At 44.4% G+C, this 13,727-nt stretch carries 14 protein-coding genes; 12 read left to right on the forward strand and 2 right to left on the reverse strand.

Going from position 1 to position 13,727, the window contains the following annotated elements; all coding sequences use genetic code 11:
* Positions 1–31: 31 nt before the first annotated feature.
* On the reverse strand, positions 32–985 hold the full coding sequence (locus ACHUFQ_RS05120) for a zinc transporter ZntB (RefSeq protein ID WP_394173598.1): 954 nt from the start codon (positions 983–985) through the stop codon (positions 32–34).
* 276 nt (positions 986–1,261) lie between these two features.
* On the opposite strand from ACHUFQ_RS05120, the gene ACHUFQ_RS05125 reads away from it, so the two are divergent.
* From ACHUFQ_RS05125 to arsH, 5 genes are all read left to right on the forward strand, one after another.
* Entirely contained in the window at positions 1,262–2,536 is a 1,275-nt protein-coding gene (locus tag ACHUFQ_RS05125) for an MFS transporter (RefSeq protein ID WP_394173600.1), read from the forward strand.
* A gap of 99 nt (positions 2,537–2,635) precedes the next feature.
* The gene (locus ACHUFQ_RS05130; protein WP_394173602.1) at positions 2,636–4,051 is read left to right on the forward strand and encodes a c-type cytochrome; all 1,416 of its coding nucleotides are present in this window, start codon (positions 2,636–2,638) and stop codon (positions 4,049–4,051) included.
* Positions 4,052–4,120: 69 nt separating this feature from the next.
* Positions 4,121–5,602 (forward strand): DUF7133 domain-containing protein, encoded by a 1,482-nt coding sequence (locus ACHUFQ_RS05135; protein WP_394173604.1) that lies wholly within the window; start codon positions 4,121–4,123, stop codon positions 5,600–5,602.
* A 46-nt stretch (positions 5,603–5,648) separates the two neighbouring features.
* The gene (locus ACHUFQ_RS05140; protein ID WP_394173606.1) at positions 5,649–6,395 is read left to right on the forward strand and encodes a hypothetical protein; all 747 of its coding nucleotides are present in this window, start codon (positions 5,649–5,651) and stop codon (positions 6,393–6,395) included.
* A gap of 154 nt (positions 6,396–6,549) precedes the next feature.
* Positions 6,550–7,329 (forward strand): arsenical resistance protein ArsH, encoded by a 780-nt coding sequence (arsH, locus tag ACHUFQ_RS05145; protein ID WP_394173608.1) that lies wholly within the window; start codon positions 6,550–6,552, stop codon positions 7,327–7,329.
* Between the two features lie 122 nt (positions 7,330–7,451).
* Here arsH and ACHUFQ_RS05150 read toward each other — a convergent pair whose 3' ends face one another.
* The gene (locus ACHUFQ_RS05150) at positions 7,452–7,613 is read right to left on the reverse strand and encodes a hypothetical protein (protein WP_394173610.1); all 162 of its coding nucleotides are present in this window, start codon (positions 7,611–7,613) and stop codon (positions 7,452–7,454) included.
* Positions 7,614–7,947: 334 nt separating this feature from the next.
* On the opposite strand from ACHUFQ_RS05150, the gene dusA reads away from it, so the two are divergent.
* The 7 genes from dusA (at position 7,948) to ACHUFQ_RS05185 (ending at position 13,646) form a co-directional block, all read left to right on the forward strand.
* The gene (gene dusA / locus ACHUFQ_RS05155; protein WP_394173611.1) at positions 7,948–8,937 is read left to right on the forward strand and encodes a tRNA dihydrouridine(20/20a) synthase DusA; all 990 of its coding nucleotides are present in this window, start codon (positions 7,948–7,950) and stop codon (positions 8,935–8,937) included.
* Positions 8,938–10,238: 1,301 nt separating this feature from the next.
* Positions 10,239–10,559, forward strand: coding sequence for a hypothetical protein (locus ACHUFQ_RS05160; RefSeq protein WP_394173613.1), 321 nt, complete (start codon positions 10,239–10,241; stop codon positions 10,557–10,559).
* A 2-nt stretch (positions 10,560–10,561) separates the two neighbouring features.
* Positions 10,562–11,224: a phage shock protein PspA gene (gene pspA / locus ACHUFQ_RS05165; protein WP_394173615.1), complete on the forward strand. Its 663-nt coding sequence runs from the start codon at positions 10,562–10,564 to the stop codon at positions 11,222–11,224.
* Between the two features lie 212 nt (positions 11,225–11,436).
* The gene (locus tag ACHUFQ_RS05170) at positions 11,437–11,649 is read left to right on the forward strand and encodes a PspC domain-containing protein (protein ID WP_138320325.1); all 213 of its coding nucleotides are present in this window, start codon (positions 11,437–11,439) and stop codon (positions 11,647–11,649) included.
* A gap of 80 nt (positions 11,650–11,729) precedes the next feature.
* The gene (locus tag ACHUFQ_RS05175) at positions 11,730–12,062 is read left to right on the forward strand and encodes a hypothetical protein (protein WP_394173617.1); all 333 of its coding nucleotides are present in this window, start codon (positions 11,730–11,732) and stop codon (positions 12,060–12,062) included.
* A 130-nt stretch (positions 12,063–12,192) separates the two neighbouring features.
* A complete protein-coding gene (locus ACHUFQ_RS05180; RefSeq protein ID WP_394173619.1) occupies positions 12,193–12,630 on the forward strand; it encodes a copper chaperone PCu(A)C in 438 nt (145 codons plus the stop codon).
* A gap of 23 nt (positions 12,631–12,653) precedes the next feature.
* Complete coding sequence (locus tag ACHUFQ_RS05185; RefSeq protein WP_394173621.1) at positions 12,654–13,646, forward strand: DUF2333 family protein; 993 nt, start codon at positions 12,654–12,656, stop codon at positions 13,644–13,646.
* The last annotated feature ends 81 nt before the right edge of the window (positions 13,647–13,727 follow it).

The following is a 13,727-nucleotide window of genomic DNA, read 5'->3' on the forward strand; positions in this document are numbered from 1 at the left end:
AAATAATATTTATTGATTGCAGCTTTACCCGTTAAAGCCAGCGATTTTTTTTCAACATTATTGTTAAAAGCAGGGCGATTATCAGCAGAAAAAGGCATACCAGATAGAAAGCGCTGGAATTTTCCGCGCCAGGCATACCGCCGACATTAATGCCGAGTAAGCCGGTTAAAAATCCCAGAGGTAAAAAAATCGCCGCAACGATAGACAAAACATACATGCGGTTATTCATGGTCTGGCCCAGGTTTACGTTGATCTCTTCTTGCAATACATTTGCCCGCTCTTTACATAAATCCAGCTCTTCAATATACAATTGCAGGTGGTTTAGCGATTCGCGGATTTCGATTTTGTGTTCGGCATCGATAAATTTGTTTTTATCACTGAGCAGAGTCAGCAAAGCGTCGCGTTGAGGCCCTAAGTAGCGGCGAATCGCGATGATTTGCCGACGTAGATTGGCAAGCTCAGATTGAAACGCCGTTTCTTTATTTTCAATGGCTAAATCTTCATACCCCGACAGCGTCTCTTCGATAAAATGAACCGTACCGGCCATATTGTCTGTCAGGTTAGCAATCAGCGTGCACAGCCATGCAGATGGTTCAGTTGGTCCCGTATGTGAATCAAGGGTAATCGCGATATTATCTAGTGCGACAAGTTTTCGTCTGCCAGTAGATAATACGGAATCCTTAGTTATGAAAACCCGAACCGAAACCATGTCTTCGGGTTTAGAATTTTTCGCTAAATTAATACCACGCAGAGACAACAGAATGCCATCTTCGAGCAACTGTGCCCGCGGCCGAGTTTCTTCCGATAGCAGAGCATCGGCAACCACACTATCTAATGGAAAATTTTGCAGTTGCTCAACGTTGGTAAGGTTCGCATAATTTAAATGTAACCAGCGACGCTTTAGCTGGGCATCGCAATGCTCAGGATCACGCCGTTTCTGAGCGCTTAAATCGAAATCGTATTCTTCTATTGGCACCGTTGTCATAGTGCAATCCTTTATATTGTGCGTCGCATAAATACTGTTAATGCTACTTTACCTAGGAATGTAACTGATTGAAACTTAGTTTTTTATTATTCAATGTCAGCAAGAAGTGTGGTTCGGTGCATGGCGTTTGGTCATCGTTGCCAAAGATAGGGCAACTCATGGTTAGAACGAATATAAACAGGCCTTAACAAGCCATGTTGTGTTATTCACGAAAATGGCTCAAGCTTTAACCGGTGAACGTTTAAAGGGGTCGATTTCATTCAAAGTATTTCTCCATTGCGCCGCATATTGATCATCTTCACTCTGGTATTTGCCGGAGAGATCATTTTTAGTTTGCCATTTCATGTGGCAAGATTTTTTCGCCCCAGCTTTTTAGAAGTGTTTCAACTTACCAATACCGAGTTAGGTGATGTCTTTGGCCTATATGGCATCATGTCGATGCTTGCTTATTTCGCAGGCGGTCCGTTAGCCGATCGTTTTTCTGCGACACGGTTAATGAGTACATCATTAATCCTGACCGCCGCCGGAGGTTTGTATCTGGTACAAATACCGTCGTTGACCGGACTTACCTGGTTGTTCGCATACTGGGGGGTAACCACCATTCTTTTATTCTGGGCGGCAATGATTAAGCTGACTCGGTTATGGGGCGGCGAAAACTCACAAGGGAAAGCGTTTGCTGTGTTAGACGGCGGTCGTGGCTTTGTCGCTGCCAGCGCGGCAACCCTAGGTGTTATGTTAATGACAATGGTCGGCCCAGAAATATCGGGCAGTGCTGAACAACAACGATATGGCCTACAAGCGGTTATCAGTTTCTATGGTATCGCGACATTTTGTGCCGGTGTACTGGTGCTTATTGTCATCCCGTCGGAAAATAATCCGGATAACGTTGATATGCAAACCGCAGTTAAACCGTCCGGGCAAAGTACTCATTCACGACATACCTTATTGGAAGATATGAAATATGTTCTCAAGCAGCCGGTTATCTGGCTGCAAGGGGTAATCGTATTAACCGCTTATTGTGGTTACAAAGGGCTGGATTATTTTGGCTTGTATTTAACCACCGTATTTTCTTATACCTCAATCGAATCGTCGCAATTTGTCGCCAATGTGTCTTTTGTACGATTAGGTGCAGCATTAGTGGCCGGAGTAGTTGCCGATAAAATAGGAATAGGAAAAACCGTTACAGCTATTTTTCTTCTGTTAATCGCCAGCTTTGTTATCTATCTGCCATTTGCTAATGCCGAACCTTTTTGGATCAACGTGAATATCGTTGCCACTTTCTTGTTGGTATTTGCGATCAGAGCAATTTACTTTGCCTTGCTGGAAGAAAGCCAGGTTGCGACGAATCGAACAGGGATTGCTGTCGGCATCATCTCGGTCATGGGTTTTACCCCTGATTTTTTCTTTGCCCCTATCGCGGGACGTTTATTGGACAGTGCTCCCGGCGTTGCCGGTTTCCATCACTTGTTTTTATTGCTGGCAGTAATTTCGGTTTTCGGAGCGTTAGCGAGCTGGCGCCTGTTAGCGCACATCAGGCAAAATCCGTCATAGAAATGACGTGTAAATTGTTGACAATTACCGGGCGGGTAGATAGTTTTTATCTAACATTATTAATTGCATAGGCAAGTTTGCCCGGGTTGTACAATCATCATGAATCGCCAAGGAATCGCATTATACGGGGCTTTTACCCGAATGACTGCGGCTAGTTTATTTCTGTTCAGCGGCTTAACACTTGCCAATAATGTCGAAAATCAGTCCGAAGATACACGTCAGAATCGGTTGTTAACGACCCTATCGCAAAATCCAACGGTGACCGCGCAAGGGCAAACTTTATTTGAACAGGTTTGCGCTTCTTGCCATGGCAAAGACTTAAGCGGTGGTTCTGGCTTTAATTTAAAAGATGGAGAGTGGGTGCACGGCAGTCAGCCTTCTGCAATCCTCGCTAACATCGAGACCGGTTTTATGAAAGCCGGGATGCCAGGGTTTAAAGACGTATTTAATGCCGAGCAACTGCAATCCATCGTTGCCTATATCCTCTCTCAGCGTCGGGGCTTTGATGGTCTGACTTATAAGCTTTATCAGATGCAAAGCAAGGATGACCGAACCATAACCGATGATAAATTGGTGAAATCCGGAACATTAAGTAAAAATCTCGCCGACTTTCAGTTGCCAGAAATCCAACATTACATTATTGAATTTTCAGGAGATTTTTATACCAGTGGTGATGAAGATACGCGCATCTGGATACAGTGGGGCGCAAAAGCGGATATCGATTTCGAAGTCGATGGTAAGCCCGTTGCCCGGGATAACCGCTTTGGCGAATGGTTTCCAACCTGGGTCGTTGCAAGGGGGAAGCAGACACTCAAAATCACCTATCGTTCGGCGGACAGTAAACCCGGGCAACGCAATCTGGTATTGATTGCCACCAATGATGATATGAGCATTAAAAAGTTTGCACTTTCCACCCGTGCTCAAAAAATCATGTTGAACAAAAAGTTTAATTTAAATGCTGAAGGGGAAACCCTGGTGCAGCGCATCAAAGTCACGAATCTGCCAGCCTATTCCATTTCTGTAGCCACGCCGAAACAAATCAATCATGCCTTTAACACCCGTAGCTGTGACATTGTTGGCTTGTGGCAGGGAGAGTTTCTCAATATAGGCCCTAATATTGGCGGTCGTGGTGAAGATGCCAGTATTCCTCTTGGTGATTGGGTGTTTCATTCACCTCAGGCTCTTACGTTCGATACTCAGGAAAACTGTCGCTTTAAAGGGTATCAAATGCAACATGGTGAACCCGTGTTTCGCTATACACAGGGAAGTCATCAGGTACAGGTAAGTGCGAAGGCGGTTACATCAAAGCAACTGGATATTCACTATCAGGTGACAGGTACTGCTGGCGAAGAGTTAACGATTCGTCTGCCGAAATCGCCGAAATTAACCTGGAATGTACCGGGTGAAAATATGCCTGAAACGAGTGACGAAAAAGATTACACAATGCAGCGCGTTAAGCTCAATGATAAAGGTTCTGCCAGTTTTCTGGTCAGCGCACAAATACATCCCATGTAAATAAAAAGCGTTAATTCAAAGCGCTAAAGCTAAAAGCGCTACCGATTAAATAATAACAAAGACATCATTATGACCAGATATTTATCGACACCTCGTCCGTTTGCACCTATCACCTCATTCGCTACGTTTGCGGTAATGCTATCGGCGTTTTCAGCAAACGCCGATCAGGCGCCAAAGCACCAATACAAACCTGATGGTTATCACATTGAAACCATCACTACTCCAAAAGATGTGCAGTTTCACATTACCGGCCTCGACAGTGATAAAAATGGCACCATTTATGTCGCTACCCGCCTTGGTGAAGTTTGGACCTATAAGAACGAAACCTGGAAACAGTTTGCCAGAGGTTTGCATGAACCTACTGGCCTATTGGTGGATGATGATGGTTCTATTGTGGTGGCGCAAAAGCCAGAATTAACGCGAATAACCGATACCGACAACGATGGTGTTGCCGACAGCTATCAGTTCTTCGCCGGTGAGTGGGATTTTCATGATAATTACCATGAATATAACTTTGGCCCAGCGAAAGACTTAGATGGCAATTACTACGGCACGTTAAATCTTTCTCATAACAATCCTGATGCTTTTACCTTAGGTGCCATGGGTAGTGCTGGCGGGCATCGCGGTTTCGCTTATCAGGTTAGCCCACAAGGTGAGTACTCACCCTACGCCTGGGGGCTTCGCTCTCCGGCGGGTATAGGCGCAAGCCCACAAGGGGAGGTGTTCTTTACCGATAACCAAGGCGATTGGGTTCCAACCTCGAAAATGCATTTATTGCGCAAGGACAAGTTTTACGGCCACCCGGTATCGCTTATTGATATCGAGGGTTTTTCCCGCGACAGCGTCGCGAAAATGTCGCTCGAGGAACTGGCGGCAATGAGCGAAAAACCGGTGGTTTGGATCCCGCATATTGAAGTGTCTAACTCGCCGGGAAATCCGGAATGGGATCAATCACAAGGTAAGTTCGGACCATTTGCCGGGCAGATCTTTATCGGCGATCAAACTCAGTCGAATGTATTTCGGGTGTTGCTGGATAAGGTTAATGGTCAGTATCAGGGGGCGGTTATCAACTTTATGAATAAGTTTCAAAGTGGCAATATCCGCGCCGAATTTGATAGCCAGGGCCAGCTCTGGATCGGTCAGACAGCTGGCGGTTGGGGCGCTGTTGGTGGCAAGCCTTTTGGTCTGCAAAAAGTGGTGTGGGATGGCACCAATCCATTTGAGTTGCTTGATATCAAACTGAATGCTCAGGGTTTTACCCTGACTTTCACCGACAAGCTCGATAAAGGCTCGGTAACGCTTGCAAGCTTTACCGCTCAGCACTGGAACTATCATTATTCCAGCAATTATGGCTCGCCGAAAAAGAATCTCGAATCGCTAAATATCTCTAAAGTAACCCTAGCTGATGACGGTAAATCCATTGATGTTTTGTTGCCGTTAACCGCCGACAGAGTGGTGCAGATAGACTTTACTGGCCTTCGCGATACAAAAGGCCGTCAGGTAAGTGTTGATAAGGTTTATTACACCTTGAATCAGTTGCCTGAGAAATAATGGATTGCTATGGTGAATTTTTCTGCTGAGTGTACTTTGGAATAAAATGAGTAAATACAAAGCACTGGATGTATTAGGCGGGCTCTCGTTCGCGTTATTTGTCCTATTTGGATTATTGGTAATTTATTTTCCGGATTTTATCTTTTCAGATGCTTCCTATTCACAGCGCATGCACGTATTAATTTTGAAAAATTTTCCAGAGAACTATTTTTCGATAATACACTACATATCAATAGCTCTAATCACTCTACTTTCACTTAGCTTAGGTGGACTGTTAGCTGGCAAAAAAGTGCCCAGTTTTATGGCCCAAATTAACAGAAGCTTTTTCAGGTTTAGCGCAGGCTTCGGATTAGTCTTGTTGGTTATGTTTGTTACTGGCTTTTTTTCACTTAACAAAAGTGAACTGGTTTATCTACTGCCGCTGTTGTTGGTAGGTATTTACTATGCTGGGTTAGAGAAATACTCGAGTGGCAAGACCGGGATATTGGTGAATATAACCGGATTAATCCTTTATCTCATATTTGTCACTTTATTTATGTTGGTTATGGAATCGTGTTACTTTTTGGTCATAAACGTCGTGCAATCCAGCATCATCTTCGAAGAACTAGCGGTTGATCCTGAGTACATATTTCCGGGGGCTTTTGTTAACGAGCTGATGTATGAATACTATGGCACTAACATTGTACTTTTTGCGGGTATAGGCGGTGCGAGTTTTTTATTGGGGCGCTTGGGCTTACGGCTATTATTAAGTACTAGGCGTAGCTTAATGATGGCAAAACTTAAGCGCCAGTAAACATAGCATTTCTTAAATAGTCTAACTTTTTGGTTATATTTTTGTCTGTTAATCAGGAAGAGTCTTGCGAATACAATAATTTATTAAAATAATTTCGTCTTTTTCAAATTACCTTCGTCTTATAAGCAAAATGTCCAGAAACCAGGAGAAAATTATGGACTATTTGCAAAACGAAACCTTTAACTTCACGCCCAAAACTTTGACGACAAGTACCCACAAGCCACGCATACTCGTGCTTTATGGCTCACTACGAAAAAAATCTATGAGCCGGTATGCGGCCATCGAAGCCGGAAAAATGCTTGAGCATTTTGGCGCCGAGGTAAAGTTTTTTAACCCAAAAGACCTGCCTCTATTTGATAATGGCGAATCTGTGCAGCACCCGAAAGTACAGGAACTTCGCGAGCTGGTGAAATGGTCAGAAGCTCAGGTTTGGTCATCGCCGGAAATCCACGGCAATATGTCTGGGGTAATGAAAAACCAGATTGACTGGATCCCGTTAAGCGATGGCGCGGTGCGCCCAACCCAAGGAAAAACTCTGGCGGTCATGCAGGTAAGTGGCGGTTCGCAGAGCTTTAATGCGGTGAATAATATGCGAATTCTAGGCCGTTGGATGCGAATGTTAACCATCCCTAATCAATCTTCAGTGGCCAAAGCCTGGCAGGAATTTAACGATGATGGTTCGATGAAAGCATCGGCATATCGAGAGCGTATTGTTGATGTGATGGAAGAGCTAATGAAGTTTACGCTATTAACACGTGACAACAAAGACATGCTGGTTGACCGCTACAGTGAGAGAAATCCGCAGACAAAAGCGTGTGTGGAAAAACGGGTAGCTCAGGCCGATGTTATAGAATCGTCAGAAGCTAATATGTCAAAAGCTACAGCATCATGCTGCAACCCTGAGAAACCGCGAGTGAAAGCATCTTGCTGTTAAAATGGACTTAGAGAAATCTAGCTCCAAAGCTTGCTTCCGGGGCTGGGAGTTCAGGGCAAATGGGCGCAGCTATTGCTACGCTTCAAAACACAATAGAGCGTTTTTCTGAAGGTAGATGGCGATTAGTTATAGCCTAAGACAAAACACGTTTCGTCTTTCTCTACCTGACGACGCTCATCGCGTTTTGTAGAACCAGTGTTCACGCTCTCCTGGCGGTGTTGATTTCTCAACTCCTCAGTTTCTTCGGAGTCAGATGATACTTTATTAGCATTCGTTTCTTGCATAATACGCCCTCAAAAACAGCAGACCTAATTTTTAGTGTACTAAAACCTCAAAAAATTGCTCGCCCTTTTCCAGACATTTATCCGCAATGTCGCCCACCTAGGCTAGCAATACCAATCGATGATAACAGGGTGTTTGTTTTTTGTCGTAACGTAATCAATAAGTTAGGTGAAGTGCTGGTGCTCGATTCGTTACGTTAAAGTGCAAGAAATTTATTTGTTTAAATTTGTATCTATTCCCCTAGTATCAATGCCCTTGTATCTATGCCCCTGTAACTTGTTGCCCTACACGTGCCTGCGTTATAATTGCAGCACTTTAGTTTTTGAGTAAATTTGTGTGAACGATAGACTTTCTGTGGCGCCAATGCTGGATTGGACTGATCGCCATTGTCGTTATTTCTACCGGGTAATGAGTAAACACACGGTGTTGTATACCGAAATGGTGACAACCGGGGCGATTCTGTTTGGCAAGGGCGATTACCTCGCTTTTAATGACGAAGAGCATCCTGTGGTGTTGCAACTTGGTGGTAGTGATCCCAAAGCAATGACGGAATGCGCCAAAATTGCCGAGCAGCGCGGCTATGACGCAATCAACATCAATGTAGGATGTCCGTCGGACAGAGTGCAAAACGGGCGTTTTGGCGCTTGTTTAATGGCAGAGCCTGAGCTGGTGGCGCAATGTGTCAGTGATATGCAGGCGGCGGTTTCGGTACCTGTTACGGTAAAGTCTCGTATCGGTATTGACGATCAGGATAGCTACGAGTTTCTGCACAAGTTTATTGAAACTGTATCAGCAGCAGGTTGTGAACACTTTATTGTTCACGCCCGTAAAGCCTGGCTCAGTGGTTTAAGCCCAAAACAGAACCGTGAAGTTCCACCGCTGGATTATTCCCGTGTGTATCAAATTAAACAGGATTTTGAGCAACTCAAAATATCTATCAATGGTGGTATCACTACTTACGAGCAATCGTTAGAGCATTTGCAACATATTGATGGGGTGATGATTGGCCGCGAGTTTTACCAAAACCCCTATTTGATGGCGAGTGCCGATCAGGTGATATATGGTGAGGATACCCCGATATTAACCCGCGAAGAGATTATCGATCGCATGTGCTCCTATATTGATAACCAGATAGCGCCTGCGGCACCGGGTCAGCACACGCCGCGTGTCTGGCATATCGTTCGTCATATGTTGGGCTTGTGTAATGGCTTACCTGGTGCCCGTAGATTCCGTCGTTATTTATCGGAAAACGCTGGTAAAGAAGGGGCTAATTCTTATGTGCTTCGTGAGGCATATGCCCTGACAGGTCAGCCGGATACCGAATAAGCGCTATCGCTTTCGAAATCTTTTGTTAATAACGGGACACAACGGCTGTCCCGTATTTGTTTGTATATCTTCCCTGCCATTATCCTCAACCCTACGGAATTCTGATATAGGAACGTAAATTCCTTTTTACGGAAATTTGGTCTGTTGATACGGCAAAATGAACCGTATAGCCGATTGGCTCGTAAAGGATTCGAAAATTAACAGAAATTAATTTGCCACAAACTGAACCTTTTTGTAACTTGCTGCGACTAAAGAGTAAATCCAAACCGGGACAGGTTTAAATACGAACACCGTGTGTTCCCTGTTAATCCGGATAAATGTGCAAAGCCTTCAGGTTTGCGCCCCAACAAAGATTAGGATGAGGCTGATATGCCCAATTTAATTGTGTTTTTTGCTATTTTAATGGTTCCGGCAGTATGTTTGCTGGGAAGTTCGATCATTGCATCGCTTCTGGAAAGGGATAATCTGGATTCTGCCCCAAAGGCGCCGTTGCGCTCAGCGAAACATAACTAGTCTCGGCCCCAGACTAACTCCGTATTTAGTCTCCGCTTCACTCGTTGCCTGCAACACGTTTCTCCAACACCCAATTTCATTATTAAACTTTGATTCCCTGTAGTGTCAGAGCATGACTCATATACAAGCTTCATTTGCTTTTGAAGTAACGGGTGCTGGTCCTGGCCATGGATTGGCCGGTATGCCGAAAATGCATGGATGCCGGCATGGACGCTGGTATGTCGGAAATGTCTGGAACATATTTCCGATTCAATTATCGGTGGAAGATAAGCCGCTTTTACTTCCACCTTCTACTTCACCCTCCACCTTACATTTTCCCCTTCACCCCTCTAGTGCCAGGCGCAATCTTCGATTGCATGCTTTGAAGGAAGGGGACATGTCGCATGCGACACTCCGGGTACACAAAATCTTGATTTTGTGTACCCGGAACCGAAATTACTTTCGGTGTACTCGCAACAAATGACCTTTATCAGCGTGCCAGGAGTGGAACGGGCTAGGAACGCAGTGTGCTCTTATCTTCCACCTCAGCTTTTCGCTTTTCCTCCCACCTTATTCTTCCACCTCTTAATTCTCATTAGTCAAATTCACCAATCAGTTGGTTAAATTTACCATTTTGCGAACAAATATATCGGGCCACTTTTCCCTGATAAAAAATAGTCATTCACTACAGCCCTTTAAAAACAAAGGGTTAACAAAAAATAACAAATTGGCACAGCACTTGTAAGTACTTATACAAGATTAAGTCATTAATTAGCAAAACATACGAATCAGTATGGTAAGGGTTGAAAATGAACACGTTAAGCAAACAAATCGGTATCGCCTCTTTAGTACTAGTAACCAGTACTTTATTTACCACGGGTGCAAAGGCTGAGCAGTTAGTGTCTTTGCAAACGGCCCTGGACATGATGGTAGAAAATCAAGGTCGCATGGTTGCGAACCAACTCCAGCAACAAGTTAAAAACAGCATTGCTCAAGAAGTGCATAACTTCAAAATCGATGCTCAGTATGTAACGGATAAAGGTGTACCAACTGTCACCATCCGTGACATCAGCAATTTCGATAAAGACGATGCGGATTCAGATAAAACACAAGATAAATCAGGAGAATAACAATGGGTACCTTTTCTCGTTTAACCGACATCATTAACGCCAACATTAACAGCTTGCTGGATAAGGCGGAAAACCCTGAAAAAATGATCCGTTTGATCATTCAGGAGATGGAAGAAACGCTGGTCGAGGTTCGCACCTCGGCCGCCAAGCAAATTGCCGAGAAGAAAACACTGACTCGTCAATTACGAGCGCAAACCGATAAAGCGGCGCAATGGCAGGAAAAAGCCGAGCTAGCCATTAATAAAGGTCGAGATGATCTGGCCCGTCAGGCATTGCTTGCCAAACAACAATGTCAGCCGGTTATCACTGATATTGAAGCGCAATTGCTGCAAGTAGAAGAGTTATTGGAATCGATTCAAACCGACAGCAACCGTCTTCAGGAAAAACTCAATGAAGCAAAACAGCGCCAGGAAGCGTGTGTAAAGCGTCAGCAAACTGCAGAAGTGCGTTTGAAAGTGCGTGAAACGGTTAAGTTTGAGCAAATCGATGATGCTATTTTGCGATTCGAAAAATTTCAGCAAAAAGTCGATGGTCTGGAAGCTCAGGTTGAAGCATACGATTTGACCGAGGCGAAAACCCTGGAAAGTCAGTTTCAGGCGTTAGAGGCTGAAGAGTCGATAGAGCAAGAATTGCAGGCGATGAAGAAGAATGTTGTCAACGCATAGTTGGCAACCATAGGTTTTAGCAAGCGTTCAGTAACGATTCAATTGACTGAATTGACTGGATGATTAAGGAGAAAGTTATGTTCCCGTTTTCAATTATGATGACACTTTGGTTAGTGCCTGTAATCACCTTTTTTATCGGTGCAGGCGTATTTGGCTTAAGTCGCTATATCAGCGGTTAAGCTCGTCGACAGAAGCGTATTAACGGAGGATGTATGAGTAAAGTTAAATATAAAATTGAACGGTCGATCGCCAAAGATCAGGTTCATAAGAAATTGTGTGGTGTTTGCGCAGGTTTGGCTCGCCACTTTTCAATGCCGCGCATCGTAGTGAGAGTGCTGGCAATTCTGGCACTGATTATGATGCCAACGGTGACCTTGGTCGCTTACGGTGTCGCAGCCTTAATTATGCCAAATCGTTACCTGTAAGCGCAGGCTAACACCTGCGCAATTTCTGCGTAAAACCTGCGCATTGAGTTTTTCTTCACGGCGTATTCAAAGGAGCTATTATGTCATTCACCAAGTCTCTGTTTCTGGCCATTATTGCTACCTTGTTGCTAACCTATCTGTTTGGCAACACGATGTTTTCCTGGTTGGGTGTGGATATTGTGATTGATGACCACGCTGTTGAACCGATAGAAGCCATTGCCATAGCTGCCCTGATTGGGGTGATATTTTTTATTGTTGGCCTTACCCTATTTATCAGCGTGTTTGGCACCCTGATTCTGGTATTTTTGGCCGCATTGACGGGGTTAGCATTTGTCGGATTAAGTGTATTTTGGCCAATGTTACTGCTTGGTTTTGTTATTTGGCTGTTATGCAAAGAACCGTCAACCGAGTAATCTGTGTCATCGCTATTGCCATACAAGATAAACACGGCAACGACGAGTAAAAGCAACTTGCTGAGTATTGATAAATAAGAGATTATTGTCACTCACTAATAAAAAGCATGAGTCGTTGAGGTACTATTCCATGAACAAAATCATTTCTCTAATCAGTTTACTGTTGTTAATTCCATCTGCATTTGCCCTGGACATTGAAGTAACCGATCCCTACATGCGTGAACTTATTCCGGGTACCCAAGTCACTTCTGCGTATATGACGATAAAAAACTCTGGTGATAAAGATATAACATTTACCAGCGTGACCAGCGCCGTCAGCGAGAAAATTGAGATACATGAACACACCATGAAAGATGGCATGATGCAAATGGGGAAGCTAGATTCTATTATTATTAAGGCGGGCGAAGATGTCACCTTGCAACCTCACGGTTTGCATTTGATGGTCTTCAACCCGACCATGCCTGTGAAAGCGGGACAACAGGTTGATGTTGTATTGCATTTTGACAATGAACAACAAACGACAGTGACAATGCCAGTTAAAGGTTTGAAACCGGCGCATAATCACTAGTTACTATCGCAAAGGAAATTATTATGGCTTTTTTTACGTCTTTTCGAACACTCGCCATCGCGGGTGCGGTGATTGTGTTCCTGTTCTATCTGTTAGGCGTTTTCTGGAGCTTTGAACCAGATACGTTTAATGTCAAAGAAGTTGCCGTAAAAGAAGCACAGGCGAATAATGTTGATCCCGTTGTCGGTTATACAACAACCACAACCTTGATCAAAGTCGCCGAAAAACTCTGGGATAAACCCGGCGGCTATTTAGCCAATGACATAATGCCTCCATCGGTGTTCCTCGACAATATCCCTTCCTGGGAATACGGTGCATTGGAAATGACACGGGATTTATCTCTGGCGATGCGTCAGTCTTTTTCCCGCTCGCAATCACAGTCGTCGGAAAATAAATTTTTAAAAAGCGCTCAACCGAAATTTAACAATGACGCCCATAAATGGTGGTTTCCAAGCTCGGAAAGTATGTACAAAAAAGGCGTTGAGGATTTATACAAATACCGCAATGTATTAGCCGACCCGGAGCAGCAAGGTGCACAATTTTACGCTCGCGCCGACAATCTTCATGATTGGTTACGAGAAGTAGAAAAACGTTTAGGAAGCTACTCTCAGCGTCTCAGTGCCAGTGTTGGTCGCAGCCAGCTAAATACGGATCTTGCGGGTGATCGCAATGCCCGTCAGTCAACACAGGGCAGTGCAGAGTGGATGGTAAAAACCAGTTGGTGGAAAATTGACGATGAGTTTTATGAAGCCAGAGGCGCTTGCTGGGCATTGCTGCATTTTTTAAAAGCGGTAGAAGTCGACTTTGCCGAGGTGCTAAAAGATAAAAATGCCAATGTCAGTCTGCAACAAATTATCCGTGAATTAGAAGCCAGCCAGGCAACGGTATGGAGTCCGATGGTATTAAATGGCGGCGGTTTTGGGCTGTCGGCCAACCACTCTTTGGTGATGGCCAATTATATATCTCGTGCTAATGCTGCGTTGATTGATTTGCGCGAATTGCTCAGCAAAGGCTAATCGGCTGTGCTAATTTTTCCTGAGGGCAAGCTAGCTCTCAGGTCCTTCCTTTTTCTATCCTTGTCACCTCAGTCGCCTCAT

The sequence above is a fragment of the Thalassotalea litorea genome (assembly GCF_043642205.1).
GTDB lineage: Bacteria > Pseudomonadota > Gammaproteobacteria > Enterobacterales > Alteromonadaceae > Thalassotalea_A > Thalassotalea_A litorea.

Bases quoted from the DNA above. Each gene is read 5' to 3' on its own strand.
- ACHUFQ_RS05120 (WP_394173598.1), bottom strand. From the start codon at position 985: ATGACAACGGTGCCAATAGAAGAATACGATTTCGATTTAAGCGCTCAG.
- ACHUFQ_RS05130 (WP_394173602.1), top strand. From the start codon at position 2,636: ATGAATCGCCAAGGAATCGCATTATACGGGGCTTTTACCCGAATGACT.
- ACHUFQ_RS05135 (WP_394173604.1), top strand. From the start codon at position 4,121: ATGACCAGATATTTATCGACACCTCGTCCGTTTGCACCTATCACCTCA.
- ACHUFQ_RS05140 (WP_394173606.1), top strand. From the start codon at position 5,649: ATGAGTAAATACAAAGCACTGGATGTATTAGGCGGGCTCTCGTTCGCG.
- arsH (WP_394173608.1), top strand. From the start codon at position 6,550: ATGGACTATTTGCAAAACGAAACCTTTAACTTCACGCCCAAAACTTTG.
- ACHUFQ_RS05150 (WP_394173610.1), bottom strand. From the start codon at position 7,613: ATGCAAGAAACGAATGCTAATAAAGTATCATCTGACTCCGAAGAAACT.
- ACHUFQ_RS05160 (WP_394173613.1), top strand. From the start codon at position 10,239: ATGAACACGTTAAGCAAACAAATCGGTATCGCCTCTTTAGTACTAGTA.
- pspA (WP_394173615.1), top strand. From the start codon at position 10,562: ATGGGTACCTTTTCTCGTTTAACCGACATCATTAACGCCAACATTAAC.
- ACHUFQ_RS05170 (WP_138320325.1), top strand. From the start codon at position 11,437: ATGAGTAAAGTTAAATATAAAATTGAACGGTCGATCGCCAAAGATCAG.
- ACHUFQ_RS05175 (WP_394173617.1), top strand. From the start codon at position 11,730: ATGTCATTCACCAAGTCTCTGTTTCTGGCCATTATTGCTACCTTGTTG.
- ACHUFQ_RS05180 (WP_394173619.1), top strand. From the start codon at position 12,193: ATGAACAAAATCATTTCTCTAATCAGTTTACTGTTGTTAATTCCATCT.
- ACHUFQ_RS05185 (WP_394173621.1), top strand. From the start codon at position 12,654: ATGGCTTTTTTTACGTCTTTTCGAACACTCGCCATCGCGGGTGCGGTG.